This window comes from Ruegeria sp. AL11 (genome assembly GCF_056540865.1).
The window spans coordinates 349,532-370,837 of sequence record NZ_JBQFXO010000003.1 but is presented as its reverse complement, the minus strand read 5'-3'; the positions used below and the strand labels follow the sequence as shown (position 1 = coordinate 370,837).

General features: G+C 55.6%; 20 protein-coding genes. 8 read left to right on the top strand and 12 right to left on the bottom strand.

The features are described from left to right. Positions 1–42: 42 nt before the first annotated feature. Positions 43–1,386 carry a glucuronate isomerase gene (gene uxaC, locus ACR0IP_RS07505; protein WP_480524754.1) on the top strand — a complete coding sequence of 448 codons (1,344 nt, stop codon included), beginning with the start codon at positions 43–45 and terminating at the stop codon, positions 1,384–1,386. Continuing rightward, a complete protein-coding gene (locus ACR0IP_RS07500) occupies positions 1,387–2,583 on the top strand; it encodes a mannitol dehydrogenase family protein (protein WP_480524734.1) in 1,197 nt (398 codons plus the stop codon). On the opposite strand, the gene ACR0IP_RS07495 is transcribed toward ACR0IP_RS07500, so the two are convergent. The 10 genes from ACR0IP_RS07495 to ACR0IP_RS07450 form a co-directional block, all read right to left on the bottom strand. Then, positions 2,570–3,433 (bottom strand): sugar kinase, encoded by an 864-nt coding sequence (locus tag ACR0IP_RS07495; protein ID WP_170376086.1) that lies wholly within the window; start codon positions 3,431–3,433, stop codon positions 2,570–2,572. The two genes, ACR0IP_RS07500 and ACR0IP_RS07495, sit on opposite strands and share 14 nt — an antisense overlap. Next, positions 3,430–4,311, bottom strand: coding sequence for a DMT family transporter (locus ACR0IP_RS07490; RefSeq protein ID WP_480524733.1), 882 nt, complete (start codon positions 4,309–4,311; stop codon positions 3,430–3,432). The genes ACR0IP_RS07495 and ACR0IP_RS07490 overlap by 4 nt, the downstream gene beginning before the upstream one ends. A 3-nt stretch (positions 4,312–4,314) precedes the next feature. Continuing rightward, complete coding sequence (locus ACR0IP_RS07485) at positions 4,315–5,250, bottom strand: NAD(P)-dependent oxidoreductase (protein ID WP_480524752.1); 936 nt, start codon at positions 5,248–5,250, stop codon at positions 4,315–4,317. 90 nt (positions 5,251–5,340) lie between these two features. Beyond that, positions 5,341–6,345: a Gfo/Idh/MocA family protein gene (locus ACR0IP_RS07480; RefSeq protein WP_480524732.1), complete on the bottom strand. Its 1,005-nt coding sequence runs from the start codon at positions 6,343–6,345 to the stop codon at positions 5,341–5,343. Then, on the bottom strand, positions 6,342–7,844 hold the full coding sequence (locus ACR0IP_RS07475; RefSeq protein WP_170662380.1) for an altronate dehydratase family protein: 1,503 nt from the start codon (positions 7,842–7,844) through the stop codon (positions 6,342–6,344). Before ACR0IP_RS07475 ends, ACR0IP_RS07480 begins: the two co-directional genes overlap by 4 nt. 24 nt (positions 7,845–7,868) lie before the next feature. After that, entirely contained in the window at positions 7,869–8,819 is a 951-nt protein-coding gene (locus tag ACR0IP_RS07470; RefSeq protein ID WP_480524730.1) for a phytanoyl-CoA dioxygenase family protein, read from the bottom strand. 10 nt (positions 8,820–8,829) lie between these two features. Continuing rightward, the gene (locus tag ACR0IP_RS07465) at positions 8,830–10,452 is read right to left on the bottom strand and encodes a TRAP transporter large permease (RefSeq protein ID WP_170383340.1); all 1,623 of its coding nucleotides are present in this window, start codon (positions 10,450–10,452) and stop codon (positions 8,830–8,832) included. After that, positions 10,452–11,294: a TRAP transporter small permease subunit gene (locus ACR0IP_RS07460; protein WP_480524727.1), complete on the bottom strand. Its 843-nt coding sequence runs from the start codon at positions 11,292–11,294 to the stop codon at positions 10,452–10,454. The genes ACR0IP_RS07465 and ACR0IP_RS07460 overlap by 1 nt, the downstream gene beginning before the upstream one ends. Before the next feature lie 16 nt (positions 11,295–11,310). Further along, complete coding sequence (locus ACR0IP_RS07455) at positions 11,311–12,480, bottom strand: mandelate racemase/muconate lactonizing enzyme family protein (protein ID WP_170551842.1); 1,170 nt, start codon at positions 12,478–12,480, stop codon at positions 11,311–11,313. 79 nt (positions 12,481–12,559) lie between these two features. Beyond that, a complete protein-coding gene (locus ACR0IP_RS07450) occupies positions 12,560–13,573 on the bottom strand; it encodes a TRAP transporter substrate-binding protein (protein WP_170376099.1) in 1,014 nt (337 codons plus the stop codon). 198 nt (positions 13,574–13,771) lie between these two features. Here ACR0IP_RS07450 and ACR0IP_RS07445 point away from each other — a divergent pair, with 198 nt between their 5' ends. After that, positions 13,772–14,422, top strand: a complete 651-nt coding sequence (locus ACR0IP_RS07445) for a GntR family transcriptional regulator (RefSeq protein ID WP_480524725.1) — start codon at positions 13,772–13,774, stop codon at positions 14,420–14,422. Here the strand turns inward: ACR0IP_RS07445 and denD are convergent. Further along, positions 14,419–15,387, bottom strand: coding sequence for a D-erythronate dehydrogenase (gene denD / locus ACR0IP_RS07440; protein WP_480524724.1), 969 nt, complete (start codon positions 15,385–15,387; stop codon positions 14,419–14,421). The two genes, ACR0IP_RS07445 and denD, sit on opposite strands and share 4 nt — an antisense overlap. Then, complete coding sequence (locus tag ACR0IP_RS07435) at positions 15,384–16,268, bottom strand: NAD(P)-dependent oxidoreductase (RefSeq protein WP_480524722.1); 885 nt, start codon at positions 16,266–16,268, stop codon at positions 15,384–15,386. Before ACR0IP_RS07435 ends, denD begins: the two co-directional genes overlap by 4 nt. A 30-nt stretch (positions 16,269–16,298) precedes the next feature. Here ACR0IP_RS07435 and ACR0IP_RS07430 point away from each other — a divergent pair, with 30 nt between their 5' ends. The 5 genes from ACR0IP_RS07430 to ACR0IP_RS07410 are packed head-to-tail and all read left to right on the top strand — an operon-like array spanning position 16,299 to position 21,281. Beyond that, positions 16,299–17,105 (top strand): SDR family oxidoreductase, encoded by an 807-nt coding sequence (locus ACR0IP_RS07430; protein WP_480524720.1) that lies wholly within the window; start codon positions 16,299–16,301, stop codon positions 17,103–17,105. Continuing rightward, positions 17,102–18,898: an IlvD/Edd family dehydratase gene (locus tag ACR0IP_RS07425; RefSeq protein WP_480524718.1), complete on the top strand. Its 1,797-nt coding sequence runs from the start codon at positions 17,102–17,104 to the stop codon at positions 18,896–18,898. Before ACR0IP_RS07430 ends, ACR0IP_RS07425 begins: the two co-directional genes overlap by 4 nt. 11 nt (positions 18,899–18,909) lie before the next feature. Further along, complete coding sequence (locus ACR0IP_RS07420) at positions 18,910–19,758, top strand: fumarylacetoacetate hydrolase family protein (RefSeq protein ID WP_425083435.1); 849 nt, start codon at positions 18,910–18,912, stop codon at positions 19,756–19,758. Continuing rightward, on the top strand, positions 19,751–20,674 hold the full coding sequence (locus ACR0IP_RS07415; RefSeq protein WP_425083434.1) for a 2-hydroxyacid dehydrogenase: 924 nt from the start codon (positions 19,751–19,753) through the stop codon (positions 20,672–20,674). Before ACR0IP_RS07420 ends, ACR0IP_RS07415 begins: the two co-directional genes overlap by 8 nt. 16 nt (positions 20,675–20,690) lie before the next feature. After that, a complete protein-coding gene (locus ACR0IP_RS07410; RefSeq protein ID WP_425083433.1) occupies positions 20,691–21,281 on the top strand; it encodes a LysE family translocator in 591 nt (196 codons plus the stop codon). Positions 21,282–21,306: the final 25 nt, after the last annotated feature.

Here is a 21,306-nt window from a genome sequence, read left to right as displayed (position 1 = left end):
GCAGAAGTATCGGAGGCAGAATTGACTGGTAATTTGAATGGGATGGCAGAAGACCTGTACCTGGGCATCAAAGACCTGCCAATCGTGTCTCCGCATGGTCACTGCGATCCGGGGTGGTTCGCAACCGATGCGCCGTTTCCCAACCCGGCAGAGCTGCTTGTGGTTCCCGACCATTACGTGTTCCGTATGCTCTATTCGCAGGGCGTTCCCTTGTCGGAACTCGGCGTTGGGGAAGAGGGGCGAAAGAAGGATCCTCGCGCCGTTTTCCGCATCTTTGCCGAGCACTGGCATCTGTTTCTGGGAACGCCTTCCCGGATCTGGATGAACTACGTGCTGCATCAAACGCTGGGCGTGTCTGAGGAGTTGTCTTCGCGCACGGCAGATCTGATCTATGACATGATTTCAGACAAGCTGGCGCAACCCGATTTTCGCCCGAGGGCTTTGTTCGACCGGTTCGGGGTCGAGGTTCTGGCCACCACGGATTCCGCTCTCGACGGCCTCGCGGAGCATCGGGATATCCGTGCAAGCGGTTGGGGCGGGCGAGTTATTCCGACGTTCCGCCCAGACGGGGTTTTGGATGGGGCGGACCCGGAGTTCGTGCAAAACCTGAACAAGTTGGCCGAGCTGACAGGCTGCGATCTGGGCAGCTATGATGGCTACCTCAATGCGCTGCGGATGCGGCGGGCTTATTTCGTCCAACTAGGATGTACGGCCACCGACCACGGTATCGAACGCGTGCAGACTGAGTGGCTGGACGACCCGGATGCGCTGTACCAACGGCTGAGACGGCAGGACGGGACTGAACAGGATGCTCGCCGGTTCTACGGTCATATGCTGATCGAAATGGCGCAGATGTCTGTCGATGATGGCCTGACCATGCAGATACATGCTGGCAGCAAGCGCAACACGAACGACGAGGTAATGCGGGACTTCGGGCGGGACAAGGGGGCCGACATTCCAATCGCGATGGATTGGGTCACGGGCCTTGAGGCGCTGCTGAACCGGGTCGGAAACTCGCCCGAACTGCGCGTCATACTCTTTACATTGGACGAAGGCACCTACGCCCGTGAACTGGCCCCTATGGCAGGACATTGGCCGTGCCTTCGGATCGGGCCGCCTTGGTGGTTCCACGACAGCCCAGCCGGGATTGCGAGGTATTTCGACCAGGTAGTTGAAACGGCCGGATACTACAATCTGGCCGGGTTCAATGACGACACGCGGGCTTTTCTGTCCATTCCTGCGCGGCACGATCTGTGGCGACGAGGTGTTGCGATTCATTTGGCCGAGCAGGTTGGGCGTGGTTACTTCGGTCGGGATAGTGCCGAGCATCTTGCACGGTTGCTTGCGGTCGATCTGGCGAAACAGGTTTACGGATTGCATATCTAGATGGGTACAATTCTTCACTTTGGCCTTGGAAACTTCGCCCGGGCGCATTTGCTGGACTACACCGATCAAGCGGGCGGATGGGACGTTGTCGGCGTCAGCCTGCGTTCATCCTCGGTTCGGGATGGATTGGCGCGACAAGGTTTCGAGTACGATTTGTGCGTGCAGGGGCAGGGCGTCCGGCGCATCAAAGCTCTGCGGGACGTTCTGGTCGCGCCCAAGGATCGCGCAGCGCTTTTCGATGTGATGGCGAATGCCGAGATCATTTCGGCGACCGTCACCGAGAAAGGCTACCATTTGGACGCCGCGGGCAATCTGAACCTTCAGGACCCGGCGATTGCCGCCGATCTGGCGGGGCAGGGGCCTTCGACGCTGATCGGATTTCTAGCTTTCGGCCTTGCGGAACGGCGCAAGCCACTAACGGTGCTAAGCTGTGACAATCGCATGGAAAACGGCAAAACGCTCGAAACGGCAGTTGCCGATTTTGCGGAAGCAGCCGGTCTGGACGTGAATTGGGACGCTGTTCGCTTTCCCAACGCGATGGTCGACCGGATCACCCCGGCCACCACGGACGCCGTTCGCGCAATCAGCGGCGATCCTATGGCTGTTCCGACCGAGGCGTTCTCGGAGTGGGTTATCGAAGACAATTTCGCCGGTCCTCACCCGGATTGGCCGGGCGTGCAATTGGTCGATGACGTAGCCCCGCACGAGATGCGAAAGCTGCGCATGCTGAACGGTGCCCATTCCCTGTTGGCCTATGCCGGGTTGGAGCGAGGCCTGAGCTACGTCCACGAAGCGGTTCGAGCCCCGGTTTTGCGCCCGTTGGTTTCCCAGTTGATGAGGGATGCGGGCGCAACGCTGCCGGCAGAACTGCAAGCACAAGTTCCGGATTATGCCGAGGCTCTGTTGCACCGCTTTGAAAATCCCGAGCTGGCGCACCGTCTGGACCAAATCGCGATGGATGGCAGCCAGAAGCTGCCGTATCGGTTTGTTCCCACACTCCGTGAGACCGGCTCTCAGGCGCTGATTGCGGGGATGCGGGCCTGGATCTCCTATTGCATGTCTGAGACCGCCAAGGGCAGGGCGCTGAGCGATCCTTGCGCGTTGGAAATCGCCTCGGCTGTCAAGCTGCCAGATCCGGTAGCGCCGCTGTTGCGTCTTGTCGGTGCCGAAGATCTCGCGCCACTTATCCGGGAATGATCGCGCCGCGGAACTGGACAACGGTGGACGCCAGATTGTGTCCGGCCATCAGGGCCTCGGCCTGCGATTTTCCTGTCAGCAAGGCCGCGAGGTACCCACCGTTGAAACTGTCGCCCGCCGCTGTCGTATCCAGCACGTGTTTGGCAGGTTCATAGTTTTGGTCAATGATCTGGCCTATGGACAGAGGGCCATTCTCTCCGCGTTTCAAGGCACCGACACCGTGATGATCGGCAAAGCGCGCTGCCACTTGATCCGCGCTTTCCCCGAACAGTGCCATCTCGTCGTCGATGGATGGTAGGGCAATATCTGCACGCTGCCAAAGCCGTTGGTTGATCTGCTGGGCGTGTTCAACGCTGTCCCAAAGACGCGGACGAAAGTTGCTGTCATAGACCAACTGGACTGAAGAGCCTTCGAGCCAGTCCAGAAGCGCAAGCCTTACCGAATGCGGAAGAATTGCCACGGAAATTCCTGACAAGTACAACACGTCGAAACCGTTCAGAAGGCTGAAGTCGTGATCGGCAAAAAGCTGACGGGCGGCCGCCTCGCTGCGCCAATAGGTAAAGCTGCGTTCACCGTCTGCAGAGGTCGTGATCGCGTATAGTCCTGGAGAAGCGTTGGGAATGATGCGGATGCCAGATGTCCCGATGCCATGACTGGCGATAAAGTCCGCGATGCGTCTTGAGAATGGATCGTCGCCCAGACATGTCACATACTCCACCTGCAGATCCGGAGCGGTGCGGTGCATGTAGATGGCCGTATTCAGCGTATCCCCTGCAACGCCGACCTTTGCGCCGGTGTCCAGCATGGACAATTCGATCATTGCTTCGCCGATGCAGGCAATTCGCGTCATTTCTTTTCTCTTTTCCAGATGATGAGCCCGGCGACCATGATCAGCGCAGCTCCTGCCAACGTGAATGCGTCCGGTACCGTGTCAAAGAAAAGGTAGCCCCAGATCGCAACGTAGATCAGGAACGAATAGGTGAATGGCATCAACTGGTTCGCCGTTCCGAACCGATGTGCGTTCGTCAGCAGTTGATGCCCGCACCAGCCAAAGACGCCAAGGCTGATCAGGACTATCAGACTCCACGTGTTTTCCGGCTGAACCCAAAACCAGATGGCGAAGGGCAGCAGGACCACGGTCCCGGTAAGCCCGAGGTAGAATTGCATGGTGTCCACGGCAACAACCCCGGACAGCCTGCGCGTCATGATCGAGTACAAAGCCAAAGCGGTGGCGTTGTAGACGATCAGCAACATGGTCGGATGAAAGGCCGAACCAAACGGCCGCACGACAACCAACACCCCCAGAAAGCCCAGTATGATAGCCGCCCAACGCCATGGTCCCACGCTTTCTTTCAACACGAAAACGGATAAGAAGCACACGATGACCGGGCTTGAGAACATGATTGCTGACACAACGGTCAGAGGCAAAAACCGCAGGGCATAAAAGTTGAAAACGGTCGCCGAGATCAGCAGTAAGGCCCGACTTATCACCTGCCATGGATGGTCGGTCTTGAAACGGCTGGCGTCAATCCCGCCCTTGGCGATCACACCCACTGAGATCACGAAGTGACCCGCATAGCGCATGAACGCCAACTGAAATGCCGGCACGCCGGCCAACGCCAACCACTTGGCCCCGAGGTCCACAAGCGAAAAGAATAGCCACGCCGTCAGCATCAGCACGATGCCAAGGCGCGGCAGGTCCGCATTGGGGTTGGCGGTGACGGCCATCGATCAGGTGCTGAAACGCTTGACGTAGTAGTCAACCATCTGGCTGACCATGTCATCCGCCTGACCGTGGTCGCGCGCGTCATTCAGCGCCGAAAGCGCACACTGCGACATCACGCTGGTAACGCCTGCATCGCGTGCCATACGGTCATAATACCCAAGGTCTTTTGCCGCGTTCTTGATGGCAAAAGCCAGCTGGTTTGGATCATTCTCGACGCCATAGGCTTTGACGAAATCCATCATTCCAGAATGCAGCGGCCCTGCGGCCATAACGTCATACACCTGCTTGCGGTCAACACCGGTAATATCTGCCATGGCAAAGGCTTCGGCCATAGCGTTCGCGACGGTCATTCCGAAGAAGTTGTTGATCAGCTTGATCGTGTGTCCGGACCCAACGGGGCCAAGGAAAAAGACGTTTTCGCCCAAATCCTTCAGTGTCGGCTTGGCCTTGTCAAAGGCAGCCTTATTGCCGGACGTCATGATGTTGAGCTTGCCTTCTAGCGCGTGCGAAGGCGTCCGGCCAAGTGGCGCATCCAGGTAGCTTCCGCCAGCTGCGGCAACCTCCTCGGCCAAGGCGCGTGTGCTGCCTGGGAGCGAGGTGCCAAAGTCGATGACGATAGCCCCAGGTTTCAATCCCGCAATCACTCCATCTGGGCCGCGCATTCGGCTCTCGACCTGTTCGGAGGTGCCCATGCACAACATCACGATGTCGTTGGCCTCAGCCAGTTCTTGGGCGTTTTGCATCTCGCGGGCGCCCCGGTCAATCGCAGCGTCCAGGTATGTGCGGTCGCGGTTTCCCAATACAGCGACCGAGTATCCCAGGTCCAACAGTCGGCTCACCATGGCTCCGCCCATTAGTCCCAAGCCGATAAACCCGATTGATGGTTTGCTCATTGGTTTCCCTTTCCGTGAATGTGTCTGGTTTTTATTCTTGTGTCTGATGCGGGCGGCTTTGCAGTTTGAATGCTCATATTGCCCGGCGGATAATCATTGGTCTTTGTGTGGTCCGGTATTTGCCGGACCGCATGTCCATCAGGCCGGCGCCCGCGCTCGAGCTGTTCGCGCCTTCAGCCCCTGTTCGATCCATGATGTGACCTCAAGCGTCCGGGCTGCATCCTCCACGTCGATCAGTGGAGGGGCGCCGTCGATCACGTCAAGGAAGTGATCCAGTTGCGCCTCAAGTGGTGCGCGTTGTTGTTCTGGTCGTGTAAGTTGGTCTTTCTGGGCCGCAGTGCCCCAATCCTTTCCACGCCACAGGGTCATGGAGGGAAAACTGACAGCGCCGCTGGTTCCCGTGATCCACATCATGTCCTGGTGGGTCGTGCCGATATTCGGGTTTTCGCCGGTTCCGGCCTCAAACCCCCAAGGGCTAGGTGCGGTGTCGGCAAAGCTGATAGTCCCCGTCGCGCCGTTTTCGAACGCGATGGCAACAGCCCCGCTTTCTATTCTATCCGATCCGCGGATTGATGCTCCGGGCAGGGCGACGACATCCGAGATTTCTCCGATCACAAAGCGCAAGACATCGATATCATGCACCAGATTGATCATGACTGGACTGCCATCAGATGTCCGCCAGTTCTGTTCAAAATAGCTCTCGGGTTTACGCATGGCCCATAGCAACGAGACGTTGATGACTTTTCCGATCGTACCTTGCGCGATCACCTCTTTCAGGTGCTGCAAGGTTGTGTGATACCGCCGATGGTGGCCTACAAGGCTGCGGACATCGGCCTTGCGAACGGCCGCCCTCAAGCGCTGGGCATCATCGATCGATGCCGCAACCGGCTTTTCGATCAGCATGTGCCAACCGCGGGATGCGGCCAGAATGCCATGTTCGGCATGCAGGCGGGTCGGCGTCGCGATGATGACGCCATCCACCGGGTCCTGCACCTCGTCCATACTGGCAAAACGCGGCGCGTCGATCTGGATCGAGCCATCTGGATCGGCCAACCCGACCAACACGCAGCTGGGATGCTCGATTACGGCGCGCACGTGGCGGATACCGATCAATCCACCGCCGGCTACAAGGATCCGTTTCACATCACCGCTCCGATTTGCCAGGGAACGAATTCGTAGTTACCCAGGCCCTGCGCCTCGGACTTGGTTCGCGCGCCCGAGGCGACTTGGAGCAACCGTCGGTATATTTCCTGTCCTTTCTCTTCGACGCTGGCACCTTTGGTCAGAATGTCGCCCGCATCCACGTCCATGTCTTCGGGCATGCGCGCTGCCAACTCAGAGTTAGTAGCGATTTTCAGCGTCGGCGCCGGTTTCGACCCAAAGGCAGAGCCGCGCCCCGTGGTAAAGCAAACAAGGTTGCACCCGGCCGCGATCTGCCCGGTCACCGAGGCCGGGTCATATCCGGGGCTGTCCATGAAGGTGAAGCCTTTGGCGGTGATGGGTTCGGCGTATTTGAATACACCGGTCAATGGGGTGGTTCCGCCCTTCGCCGCTGCCCCCAGCGATTTCTCAAGGATGGTCGTCAGACCCCCTTGCTTGTTGCCGGGGCTTGGGTTGTTGTCCATCGAACCGTGATTGCGGGCAGTATAGTCCTGCCACCAATCGATCAGTCCGATCAGTTTCTCCCCAGTTGCGCGACCAAGGGCGCGGCGGGTCAAAAGATGTTCGGCTCCGTAGATTTCGGGCGTTTCCGCAAGGACTCCTGTGCCACCTTGGGCAACCAACAGGTCGCAGGCATGTCCGAGTGCCGGGTTCGCGGTCACACCTGACCAAGCGTCCGATCCACCGCATTGCAGCGCAACCATCAGTTCGGACGCCGGGGCTTCGCTGCGCCGCGCCTCATTGGCAATGGGCAGCATCTGGTTGATCTTGCTGATGCCCATTTCCACGGTCCGGCGCAATCCCGCGACGTTCTGGATGTTCATCGTCTGGAAGGTTGGACTCTGCTTCAGCCCATACGCGTCCAGTAGCCAGTCGATCTGGTTCATCTCGCAGCCCAGACCGACCATCAGAACAGCAGCATGGTTGGGATGTTTCGCAAACCCCCACATGACCCGTTGAAGAGCTTCGAAACCGTCGCCGGAATCCGCCATTCCGCAGCCCGTTCCGTGGACAAAGGCCACCACGCCGTCGACGTTCGGAAACTCGGCCAGCTTGTCCGGCGTGAAGTGGTTGGCGATCATGCGGGCCGCAGTCGCGGAACAGTTCACGGTGGTCAGAACCGCGATGTAATTGCGCGTGCCGACCCGACCGCTGTCCCGGTGGTAGCCCATGAACGTATCGACCGATGTGGCAGGTTTCGTGGGTCTGTGATCCGTCGCAAACTCGTAGTCCACGCTGGTGTTGCGGAACTCGACATTGTGGGTGTGCACATGGTCGCCGGGTTCGATCGGTTGGGTGGCGTAACCGATGATCTGGGCGTATTTTCTGACGGGATCGCCGGGTGCAAGATTCCGCGTGGCAACCTTGTGTCCCGAGGGGATGCGCGTATTAGTCATGATACCCTCGACCATACTGCCGACGTCCAGGGGCCGAGTTGCAACCACCACGCTATCCGTTCGATCTAAACGTACAAAAGTCATAGTCAGCTTTCTTGGGGGCAGCAGCTAGGCGCAGAACGGCGAGTCCGATGTCCACCGGTGAATATCTATATGCGGTTGTCCAGACAGCCTTGCTCGCGCCGCTTCCCAATTGGACTTGCAGACGCGCCAATCTCGCAGCTCGGTTTCTGGGCGCGATCTGGACCTTGCGATGAAGCTGGGGAAATGGTCTCGACCGGTGGGTTGGCCCGCCGCACTGAAGCGGATGTCGAACGACCAGCGGAACCGGTCCGTTTCATTGACCAGCGAAGCGTGCGGCGTCAGAGGGTGAAACAGGATGATCCCGCCCGCCTTGACAGGAAGGGGCACGGCTCGGCCTTCGTCGATGAACCCGTCGGCAATACCAGTCTGCGTCCGCGCGCAATGCGGCAGGATGGATTGGTCCTGTGCCTTTGGCAACACTTGCAGGCAGCCGTTTTTGACCGTTGCATCGTTGACGGCAATCCACACTGTGACCATGTCGGTCTGGTCCGCATCCTCCAAAGCAACCGCCCGGTCCTGATGCCAGTCTGTCGCGGTGATATGCGCGCGAACCTCGTCCTTGGACAGCTTGAGGGCAGGGGGCTTCAACCGAACGTGCTGGATCGGATTGCTAACCAGCTCTGGCCCAATCAACTGCTCGACAATGTCAAGCATGGGCCGAGCCGTCAGCAAGTCGAACACTGCGGGTCCAATATGGAACGGTGTGTCCGCCATGATCCGATCGCCGGGTAACGAGATGTCCAGCGGCTGGAAATAGTCGCAACCGGCCTGATAGGCGGACAGAAGTTTGTCCCAGAAGGTCATTCCTAACGGCTCGTCCTTGACCAGTCCTTTTTCGTACCAACCGTCATAGAGCCGGTTCAGCACATCCGAGTATTCGGCCTGTACCCGATCCAGCACATCGCTGGGAATTACATCCTCGACCACGAGGTATCCGTCCGTCTGGAACTTGCCAATCTGATTTTGTGTCAGCATGGGTGCAACCTCACAACAGCAGCGCGATGATGCCCGGCCAGATCAGAAGAACGGAAAGCGCCAGCAACTGGATCCCGATGAATGGCAGGAAGCCGCGGAAGATATCCGTCAGACTGATATGCGGCGGGGCCACCGACTTCAGGTAGAACGCCGCCGGGCCGAAAGGGGGCGACAGGAAGCTGACCTGCATGTTCATACAGAACACGACACCGAACCAGATAGCGACATGACTCGGCTCCAACTGGCCAAAGATTCCGATTTCTTCGATGGGAAGTCGCAGGACGATCGGCAGAAAGACCGGAATGATCAGCAGCACGATGCCGACCCAATCCATGAATGCGCCCATGAACAGCAAGATCAGCATCATCACCAGAATGACCAGCATGGTCGGCAGCTCCTGGCCGACGATTAGGTCTGCCACGTATTGGGGCCCGCCAGCAATTGTGTAGGCACCCGCCAGCGCGGCGGCCCCGATCGTAACCCAGATGATGGTGCCTGTGGATTTTAGGGTTCGCATCAAGCTGTCCCAAACCAGCTCGAACGATCCTTCACCCCGCAGGATGGCGATGATCAGGACGGCGAAGGCGCCCATACCAGCAGCCTCGGTGATGCCTGTGATCCCGCCGTAGATTGAGCCGAGAACGACGCCGATGACGACCAGCGGCGCAACGAGGCCTTTGCCCATTTCCCACCCGATTTTGGCGCGCTCTCTGCCAAAGACGAAGAAGATCAGCAGAAGGGCAACGATTGTAATGCCGGCAAACCAGGGCAGGTAGTCAGCTGTTCCCAGCCTCGCGGGCTCGCCCTGGCTGGCAGCGTTCGAGCCTGAGAGCTCGAAGAACGCGGCCCGGATAAACAGAACTGTGGAAAACCCGGCGACGACGATGCTCATGAAGGCCCCAAACAGTTTGCGTTTTTCAGCCGGTTCGGGGTCGTTCGGGTCCGGCTCCGGCAGCGGAGCGTGATGAGGATTCAACTGCGTGCGGATGATGATGTACAGGATGATCATCGAGGCCAGCATGAAGCCGGGAATGAATGACGCGGTGAACAGCGACTTGATCGAGGTTTCGGTGATCAGCCCATAGATGATCAAAACGATCGAGGGCGGGATCATAGTGCCTAGCGACCCTGAGGCGCAGATGACGCCGATCGCGAGGTTCTGATCGTAGCCGAGGCGTAGCATCTGGGGTAGGGCGATAAGGCCCAGCAGGACAACTTCACCACCGATGATGCCGGACATGGCCGCCATGATCACCGCCATGATCGAGGTCACGATTGCGATGCCGCCGCGTGTTCTGGACAGCCAGACATTCAACGACGAATACATGTCACGCGCGATCCCGGATCGCTCTAACAGCGACGCCATAAAGATAAACAATGGCACTGATATGAGCACGTAGTCCGTTAAGAGCCCGTATATCTTCTGCGCCAGAATATAGAGCGGTCCAGTGCCTGGCCGACCGGTGAGAACCCCGTCGCCGAATGAAAATGGGTTCAAAAGCAGTGTCGGTTCGAACTTCAGGACAAGAACCAGAACCGCAAGGGAAGCTGAGGCCAGACCCAAAGGCATCCCGATCGCCAGAAGCACGATCAGGGCGACCATCAGGATGAGTGAGATTGTTCCAATATCCATCAGTCTTGTCCCACCGCTCGTTTGATCATTTCAATTTCGTCTTCGTCCGGTTCATCTGTGTGGATTTCCGGTTCTTTGTTCCAATCCGCGACTAAGTTCAAAATTGCTTGCATTGCGACGAGCGTAATCACGATCAGCACCATCGGCTGCAACGTCGCTGGGATCGGAGGATTGAAGGCAGAGCCATAAAGCTCCCATTTATAGAGCTTGTTGACGAACACCTGTTTGTAGCTGCCGTAGACCAGAAAGAAGGCAAACAGCACGATCAGTATTGTCGAAATCGTATCAAAAACGCGTTGAAGCCATCGTGGAACTGCGTCGTACAGCAGGAATATTCGAATGTGACTGCGTTGTTGCATGGCGTAGTAGCCAGACATCAAAAACACAAAGCTAGCGAACCAGAGTGTCATTTCGTTGGCCCACTCGGTCGGCTTTTCCAGGATATAACGCATGAAGACTTCGTAGAGCATGACGACAGTCATGATTGCGATCATCATCATCGTAACTCGGCCTATGAACAGGGCGAAACGATCCATAACCGTCGTGCCTTCGAACTCCATCGTAGCTGGGCGCACGGTCTTGGTACCAATCACTGCAAGAAACGGGAGAAGGACAAGCGCGGCCACGTCGATGATGTCGACATACCCCCCGAACACGCCAGAAAATTCGGGCGTGATGTCGCTGCGCAGATATATTTCTGTTACCTGACTTTTGAGGGATTCAGAGGTGTACGGCAGCCAATCCAATAGGAACGCAGGGAGATGCCAAACAAGCCAACTGGCCGTCGCGACGAAGGCCAACGGTATAAGCCATTCAATTGGTCCGCCTGAATTCTTGTGCATCGCGTAACCCTCGTCCCTATCCTTCGATCCTGTAGTGATCGATAAAGTCTCGATCCGGCTCGACACCCAGTCCGGGGCCAGTCGGGATCATGACACGGCCGTTATTGGCCTTGACCTGATTTTGAATTTCCAGCGGTACGGTCAGCAGATCGTCCCTAAACTTGTTGTCCGTTGTGTCGAACTCCAGCATCGGCTCCCATGGGTGCAAGCCGCCTGGAATCGCGGGCATGGCCGCCAGTAAATGCAGATTAGTTGCGACAGCGATGGCGCTACCCCAGACGTGGTTCACGACCGGAGTGAAATGTGCGTGGCACAGGGCTAGTACCCTGAGATACTCTGAAACACCGCCCAAAGCGCATACTTCTGGCTGCGCTATATCTATTCCGCGATTTTCAAGAAGACTGCGCCAGGCCCAGCGATTGAATACCGCCTCTCCACCCGAGATGTTGACATTAAGCGAAGCGCGCAATTCTCGGTATCCGTCCATGTCTTCTGGCGCGACCGGTTCTTCGAACCAATATGCGTCCAGTTCTTCCAGCGCCCGACCGACAGAAAATGCGTCTGAAGTCGTGTAGGCATGGTTTGCATCGACCATGAATGGAAAGTCATCACCAACCCCGCGTCGAACTGCTTCGCATAGCTGCACATCAGGCTTCGGACCAAAGCCGGTTTTCATTTTAGTGGCGGTAAAACCCATTTCCTTGATCTTTGCGGCTTCATCCTCAAAACGGCAGGCCAGATTAGAAATCGGTTCGTCCCGAAGCATCATGCCGTAGCCGTAGCAAGGAACGCTTGAACGATGCGCGCCGCCGACAAGCTTATGGAGGGGGAGGCCAGAGATTTTTCCGGTGATGTCCCAAAGTGCGATGTCCACCCCGGACAAAGCCTGTATTGGCATTCCGCTTTGGCCATGGTCTCGCAAAAGGTTGTACACCTTGTGCCAGATCACGTCTTTGTCCAAAGGGTCCATGCCAAGGATCATTGGCTGGATGACCTTTTCCACGATGGATTTGTTGGCAATGGCTACGTTTCCGGGACCAAAGCACTCCCCCCAACCAGTTACCCCTTCATCTGTCTGAACCTCGACCAGATGGGTTGTGCGTTTGTCATAATACTGTTGCGAGTAGCCCAGAACTTCCGGCATGTCGTACTGCAGTACGTGACTTATTATTCTGGTGATTTTCATGAAGTTCTGGATCCCGGCGCCGAACCGGAGAGGCCGCAAGCGCGGCCTTTCCGTGTGTCGTAAGTCGGTCGCAGCCTGATTACTGCATTGCGCCCAGGTCACGCAGGAAGTTGATGTGGCTTTCCAGCAGCGCCTGTGCTTCAGGGGTCGTTGCGAACTCAGTCCAACCGACCTGAACGGCCGCGCGATAGGCTGCCAGATCTTCAGGTGTCCATTCGTACAACTGAACACCCTTTGCTTTCAGGTCTTTTGCTGTCTGAGCGTTCTGCACTTCGTTGATGGTCGCATTGTGCAATGCCAGGCTATCCATTGCGACTTCCATGATCTTCTTATGGTGTGCAGGCATCGCTTCCCAAACGTCTTTGCGACAGGCGAGGTGATCTGCAGGCATCGAGTGGAAACCTGGATAGTTTGTGTGACCTGCGATCTCGTACAGACCCAGACCCACGTTGTTCGTCAGGTTCGCAGCATCCGCACCATCAATGATGCCGGTTTCCAAAGCCGTGAAGATTTCGTTGAAGTCCATCACGATCGGAGAAGCACCAAGTTCCGCGAATACCTTGGTTGCAAGGCCTGGAGGCGAGCGGAACTTCCAATCTTTGAAGTCTTCCACTTTTGCAATCGGCTTGGTCGAAGACAGCGACTCTGGCCCGGGGATCCACCATCCGATGAATTCCATGTCGTAGCCGTTGTACAGATCATTTACAGCTTCTCTTCCGCCGCCATGAAGAAGCCAGGCCATTTGCTGATATGGGTTCTGATACCCACCGAGCAGGTCGCCCGCGAACTGGAAGGCCGGATTTTTACCGGTCTGATAGCCGCCGCCCGTCATGTCGCAATCAAGAATCCCCGTAGCTGCGGCGTCGAAGGTTTCAACTGATTTGACCACCGAAGAGGAATAGAACATTTCAACTTCGATTTCGCCGTTGGACATCTCCTGAATGTCTTCAACGAATTTTGCAGCCATCTGGCCAGACAGAGTTTCGGGCGAAAAATGCGTTTGAATTCTGAGCTTCGTGGTTTCTGCCATTGCGAAACCAGCTGCCATTGTCGTGGCTACGGCCGCCACGGCCGCTGTCTTGACTATTTTCATGTTGTCCTCCCAGACGTTGAGCGTTGCGCGGAGAGGGAGATCTTGCCGCCTCCTTTGCCGTCACGCAGATAAACGTTAAGCCGACGAATCGAATGCAACAAGAAGAATTTGAAATTTCTAAAAATTTCGAGATTCTTGCGTAAACTCGAAAATAAGCTTAGGACGCTACTTGGACAAAATTTGAAGGCGCATACCGGGATGAAAGAAGAAGTCGATATTTATCAAGATCTTAAGATGCGCCTCATCTCGAATGGATTCGAGCATGGAGCCAAGGTGCGGGCCGAAGAATTACGTAAAGAGTATGGCTGTTCTGCGAGTGCAGTTCGCGAAGTCCTTTTTCGATTGTCCGCTGTAGGGTTGGTGGACTTTCAGGAACAAAAAGGTTTCCGCGTGCCAATGCGTTCGCCGCAGAAGCTTATCGAATTGACACATGTCCGTGTTTTGTTGGAGGCCGAAGGTACCGTAATGTCGATCCGTAGTGGCGGGGTGGATTGGGAAGCAAGACTGACGGCCGCGCATCACAAACTCAGCCATATCGAAAAACGCATTCACGCCACAGACGACCCGAGCGGCCTTATCGAGATATGGTTTGCATCGGAGAAGGAGTTTCACCAAACGCTCATTTCTGCCTGTGGCTCGGAAACCTTAAAACAAATGCATGGCCGAGTTTACGCGCAATTCAGACAGCAGTTGATGGTGGCAGACCGGAACTTTGAGTTCATTTCTCAGAACATAAGACACCATGCCGATATACTTGAGGCAGCATTGTCAGGGGATGAGCAGTTAACACGAGAGAAAATTCACGATCATCTGAAACGCCACCTAACTGGAAAGACGATGGGCGACTAGCGCCGAAAATCGTCTTCCAAATACACCTGAATGATTTCGTCGAAGCTTGATTCCGCCTCGAACCCCAACTCCAGAGCGCGATCTGTTTGAAAGTCGCGCGGCCAATTCTTGACTATTCGTTCGATTGCCTCGTCGCGTTTTCGCCTGACAAGGCCAACGGCATCTTGACCGGCCGCGGCGCGCAACGCCTCGATTTGTTCGGCGACGGTGCAACTTACGCCCGGCATGTTCAACGCGCGTCTGTCGTTCAAAAGCTGCGTGTCCATTGTTGCAGCATGGGTCAAAAAAGTCGCAGCGGCGCGGGGGCTGGCGTGCCAGTGGCGAACAGTTTCGGCAACAGGCAAGACAGCCTCAACCCCATTCAATGGCTCTCGGATTATACCTGAAAAGAAGGACGAAGCGGCAGCGTTGGCTTTGCCAGGGCGCACACACAAAGTGGGCAAGCGTAAGGAAATACCGTCGATATATCCTTTCCTGCTGAAATCCGTGATCATCAATTCAGACGCCGCTTTTTGTGCTCCGTAACTGGTCAAAGGTGCCGAGAGGAACTCATCACTTATCTTTTCGGGGAACGGCGCCCCGAAAACTGCTATGGACGAGGCAAAAACCAGACGAGGTGTGTACTCGCCTCCTGATGCCTCGTGTTCATCCTTGAGTGCGTTCAGCAGTGTCCAGGTCGCCATAAGATTGACATCCCAGCCCAACGCGAAGTCTGTCTCAGCTTGGCCTGAAACGATAGCTGCAAGGTGGAATATGACGTCCGGGCGCTGAGCTGCAACAGACTTGGCGATGCCTGACGTGGTCAAGTTCCCCTCAATTTGCTTACCTGGCGCACTGTCGAGCGGGAATGAGAGATCGAACAATGAGAGTTGAGCATCTGCTCCAAAAATTTCTTGGGTCGAAATGCGGTGGGCCAGTTTCTGGCCAAGCATTCCTCCACCGCCTATAACAAGGATCCGCGTCACAGCATTCCGTTCCGTTTTTTGAGTTCCAGATACAAGGCCGAATGATCCAGCTCGGCCCCATCCATTTCGTCTATCAGATATTCGAAACGGTCGCGCACGGATTGGGTGCTGGGTAGCTCGACCCCAAGGCTGCGCGCTTCCTCTAGTGTGTTGTCCAAATCCTTTATTTGAAACTTAGACAAACCTCCGGGTACAAAATTTCCATCAGACATGCGTTCGCCATGTTGTTGCAAGATAATGCTATCCGCAAAGCCCCCCTTCAGTGCGGCCCTCAACGCGGTCGGGTCTGCACCGCCTTGTTGAGCCAGCAATGTCGCTTCGGCGACAGCCGATATTGTCACAGCGACAATTGTTTGATTGGCCAATTTGCATAGTTGACCGGAGCCACTTGGGCCAACATGCACAGGGCGCCCCATTGCTGTCAGAACCGGTCGCACGCGCTCCATAACGTCCTGATCGCCACCGACCATGATCGCGAGGGTGCCAGCTTCGGCACCCTTGGTGCCACCGGAAACCGGGGCGTCCAGATGCTGCACCCCCATCAAGGACAATTGCGCGGATTGCTCTCTGGCATGTTCGGGTTTGGCGCTGGACATATCAATCCAGATCATCCCTGGTTTGAGTTGTTCGCGGAAAGCCTCGTCAGAAAGTAGCGCGCGGGTCGCGTATCCATCCGAGAGCATCGTTATTATTACGTCTGCACCCGAAATCGCCAGCGGGGCAGTTTCCGCCAACGTCGCGCCTTCTGCTGCTAACGGTTTTGCCTTTTCTAAGCTGCGGTTCCAAACAGTGAGCGGAAATTCCGCGCGCAAAATATTCCGCGCCATGGGGGCACCCATCAGGCCGGTTCCCAACAGAGCCACTTTGAACTGCTTGCTCATCATCTACGTCCTTCCCAAGGTGCGCCACGCATGGTTATGGCCAAACCAAAATCTCTGTCATACGCTAACGGCTCTGGGCCCACATGCCAGAAGTCGTTGCTAAACCGCCAAGGTTTCTTTGCTTTTCGGTTGATCTGTGGAACGAAACAACGCGTGTTCAACCGCCACCTTATGAGTCGGAATGTTTATATGTTAGAAAGGCTTAAGGAGAAGCGCGACCTGTCCATAGCCACCTCACAAGGGATCAGAATTGCAAGCACGATTGCATCGGCAAGAAGGGGTGCGAAAGTCTATGCGACGGATATAAACTCCAAAAATCTAAATTCGATTCGCGGTCAGAATCTCGAAAATTACGAAATTTTCGAGATGAATGTGGCGAATAATAGCAGTATTCAACATGGGGTCGCGCGATTGAAGCCAGATGTTTTGTTCAACGGCGACGGGTTCGTGCATCACGGAACTATTCTTGATGCAACGGATGGTGAATGGGATTTCGCCATAGACCTCAATCTGCGCTCAATGGTGCGGACGACAAAGGCTGCCGTTGTTGGGGTGACGAAATTGGTGACCGTGGATTTCATAGTGCGAAAAATTCGGCGCAATTGTACTTGCCCTGGAACAGTCGAGAGTCCCAGCAGGCGTGACCGCGTAGATGCGCTGGGAGAGCAGCTGGGCCGCAGAGAAGAAGCCTTTGCACAATTTGTGGCGCGCCAGCCTACGGGGCATGTAGCGAAAGCAGAAGAGATTGCTGAATATGTCGTCTATCCGGCGTGCGATGAGAGTGCATTCACCACAGGACACACACGTAAAATTGACGGAGGTTGGTCAGCCCAATGACAAAAGTATCAAAGGACGATCTGCGATCTCGTAAGTGGTTTATGAATTCCGAGAACCTTGAGATGACTGCATTGTATCTGGAAAGATACCTGAATTACGGGTTGACCCGTGCGGAGTTGCAATCAGGCAAACCGATCATTGGTATTGCTCAGACTGGCAGTGATTTGAGCCCCTGTAATCGGCATCATATCGAGTTGTCCAAACGCGTTCGCGACGGGATCATCGCCGCCGGGGGAACGTGTATCGAAATACCGGTCCACCCGATACAAGAGACCGGCAAACGGCCTACGGCCTCGCTTGACCGCAATCTGGCTTATCTGTCCTTGGTCGAGAGTCTATTCGGGTATCCGATTGATGGCGTTGTTCTAAACATTGGTTGTGACAAGACCACTCCAGCGCTTCTTATGGCCGCTGCGACTGTCAACATCCCGGCGATTGCCTTGTCAGTTGGTCCAATGCTCAACGGTTGGTGGAAAGGCGAGCGCGCCGGATCAGGCACGGTTATCTGGAAAGCGCGCGAAGACCTTGCGGCTGACGAAATCGACACCGATGAGTTCATGGAAATCGCAGCCGCCGCCGCTCCTTCGGTGGGGTATTGCAATACGATGGGAACAGCAACGACCATGAATTCGCTTGCTGAGGCATTGGGTATGCAATTGCCCGGATCAGCAGCCATACCAGCCCCGTATAGAGAGCGCGGTCAAATCAGCTATGAAACCGGTAAACGTATTGTGGACATGGTCTGGGAGGATCTTCGCCCCAGCGATGTGATGACACGTCAGGCTTTTGAGAATGCGATTGTTATAAACTCGGCGATTGGTGGATCGACGAACGCGCCAATCCACCTGAATGCAATCGCCCGGCATCTTGGTGTTCCACTGACCAACGATGACTGGCAGAAGCTTGGCCACGACGTTCCTTTGTTGGTAAACATGCAGCCTGCGGGTGAGTATCTGGGCGAAGATTACCAACAGGCCGGGGGTGTTCCAGCCGTTGTCGGAGAGCTTCATGATGCTGGATTGCTGCCGCATCCCGATGCGTTAACGGTGAACGGCAAGACGATGGGCAATAATTGCTCGGCGCGCCGGTCTCAGAATAGCGAAGTAATCAAGCCTGTCGGTAACCCGGTCAAGCAACAGGCGGGGTTCATCAATCTCTCGGGCAACCTGTTCGAGAGTGCAATTATGAAAACATCCGTGATCTCACCGGCATTTCGAGAGACCTACCTGTCGAACCCGGATGATCCAAATGCCTTTGAGGGTAGGGCAGTTGTGTTTGATGGGCCTGAGGACTTTCACCATCGGATCGATGATCCCGCAGAAAACATCGACGCAAACTGTATTCTGATTATGCGCGGAGCGGGACCAAAAGGATACCCGGGTGCCGCAGAGGTCGTGAACATGCGTCCGCCCGCATATTTGATAAAGCAAGGCATCGAAGCCCTTCCTTGCATCGGTGATGGACGGCAATCCGGTACATCAGGAAGTCCGTCTATCCTGAACGCCTCACCCGAAGCTGCAGAGGGTGGTGGGTTGGCCTTGGTGCGAAATGGTGACCGACTGCGCATCGATCTTGGCAAAGGCACAGCGGATATGCTGGTTTCGCTTGAAGAACTGCATGAACGCGCCCGCGATCTGGAGGCAAAGGGTGGGTATGCAATGCCGCCCAACCAATCCCCGTGGCAGGAAATATTCCGCGAAAAAGTAGATCGCTTGGATCGCGGTATGACACTCAAGGGCGCAGAAAACTACCGCGATATCGCGCGAGGTTTTATGCCACGCGATAACCACTAAAAGGAACAGAAATGAAACTTGTTCGTTACGGAGCCGAGGGCTCGGAAAAGCCGGCTCTGGTCGACTCTGAAGGTCAATTGCGGGATCTGTCCGCCCATATCAACGATATCACGGGTGACGTGCTGGATGATGGAACGCTTGATAATTTGCGTTCGTTGGATCCGAACAACCTGCCAATTGTGGAGGGTGATCCTCGTATCGCACCATGTGTCGGTGACATTGGTAAGTTTCTCTGCATCGGTTTGAACTACTCGGACCATGCCGCAGAAACCGGCGCAGATATTCCCGAGCATCCGATACTTTTTTTCAAGGCTAACTCAGCGGTCATTGGGGCGTACGACGATGTTGTCATGCCGCGGGGATCTACGCACACCGACTGGGAATGCGAACTGGGTGTGGTCATCGGTAAGACGGCCAAATACGTATCCAAGGACGAAGCGCTTGAACATGTTGCGGGCTATTGCATCGTAAATGACGTGTCAGAAAGACATTTTCAAACTCAACTGACCGGTCAATGGACCAAAGGCAAGTCTTGCGATACATTCGGCCCTACCGGCCCGTGGCTAGTGACCCGGGATGAGGTGCCCGATCCCCAAAGCCTTGGAATGTCACTGGATGTAAACGGTCAGCGCATGCAAACCGGGAATACTGCTACGATGATCTTTTCCGTTGCCGAGATCATTGAGCACCTAAGCCAACTTTTCACACTGCACCCCGGTGACGTCATTTCAACTGGAACACCGCCCGGTGTCGGAATGGGGATCAAACCAGAGCCAGTTTACCTAAAAGAAGGCGACGTCATGGAGCTTCGCATCGATGGACTTGGTGTTCAGCGGCAAAAGGTCGGCCAAGATGACTGACTTGTTGCAAATCGGAGGGATCACAGAACGGATGCGAGAGCGCCTGTCAGCAGCGTTCGACATTCATCAATTGGACGATTTCAACGCGGAAAGTGTTACGCATATCGTTACGAACGGGCACGATGGTGTTCCTCATGACCTGATGACATCACTCAGTAATCTGAAGATGATCAGTGTCTATGGAGTCGGCTACGACGCCGTCGACGCAAATGCAGCGGCTGAGTGTGGGATTGTTGTGACACACACGCCCAATGTGTTGAACAAAGAAGTCGCGACCACCGCCGTTCTGCTGTTTCTGTCATGTTATCGAGAGCTCATACGTGACGATGACTACGTTCGGTCCGGACGGTGGGCAGTTGAAGGCAATGCCCCTTTGACGCGATCAGCGGACAATCAAAAAATAGGCATTCTTGGTCTTGGTCGCATTGGTCAGGCGATCGTTGATAAGTTGGAGCCGTGGGCCCCCGAAATTTCTTATCACACCCGCAATCAAAAGGATGTCCCATACCGGTATTTCGACAATTTGGTTGAAATGGCAGAACATGTGGACGTCCTCATATGCATCACGCCCGGCGGCCTGTCGACCAATAAGCTGGTCAACGCTGAGGTGCTGCGCGCGTTGGGGGCAGGCGGCACTTTAATAAACGTTAGTCGAGGTTCGGTCGTCGACGAAACTGCCCTCATCAATGCACTGCAAAACGGTGAGCTCGGGTGGGCGGGGCTTGATGTTTTTGAGGACGAACCGCGTGTTCCAAAAGCATTGCGCGATCTGCCCAATGTCACCTTGCTCCCTCACGCTGGTAGCGCGACTATTGAGACGCGTGCAGCAATGGGTGACCTAACTGTCGACAATCTGCTGCAACACCTCAAGGACGGATCGGTGATCACAGCTGTGCCGGAATGCAGAGATCTGTAAAAGGTCAATCTGAAAAGTGCTAGAGTTTGCTGTTGCGGTTTTCTTTCTACTGATTACGCCGGGCCCAGGTGTTCTGACAACTGCGGGCATCGGATCAGCATTTGGTTTTCGAGCTGGACTCGCTTTTGTGGCCGGTTTGATGCTGGGCGGGTTCATCAACATGATGATGGTTGTCTCCGGAGTCGCTGCGGTAGCTTTGGCTATTCCGGTGCTTAGAACTTTCCTGCTATTTGCCTCTGTCGGGTATTTGGGATTTCTCGCCTGGCGTATTGCCAGCGCTGGGTCAAAGGTCGGGTTTTCCCCTGCGGTTTCGCCACTTGGGTTTGCGAACGGGCTGACACTTCAGTTCATTAATCCCAAGGCTTATGTGGTCGGCACAGCATTGTTTTCAGGGTTTGCCTTTTTGCCGGATGCGCCCGTTTGGGAGGTCGTCATAAAAATCATAGTTTTCAATATGATTTGGGTGCCAGTGCACATGATCTGGCTGGGTGCTGGCGCAAAACTGGGCAGCCTTGATTTAAGCGAGAGATCGCATCAAAGGATCAACTTTGCGATGGCGGCTTCGTTGATGGTTGTTGTGGTGATTGCATTGGCGTCGGCGCTTTAAACGACGCGTACGTCAGTCGTACCTA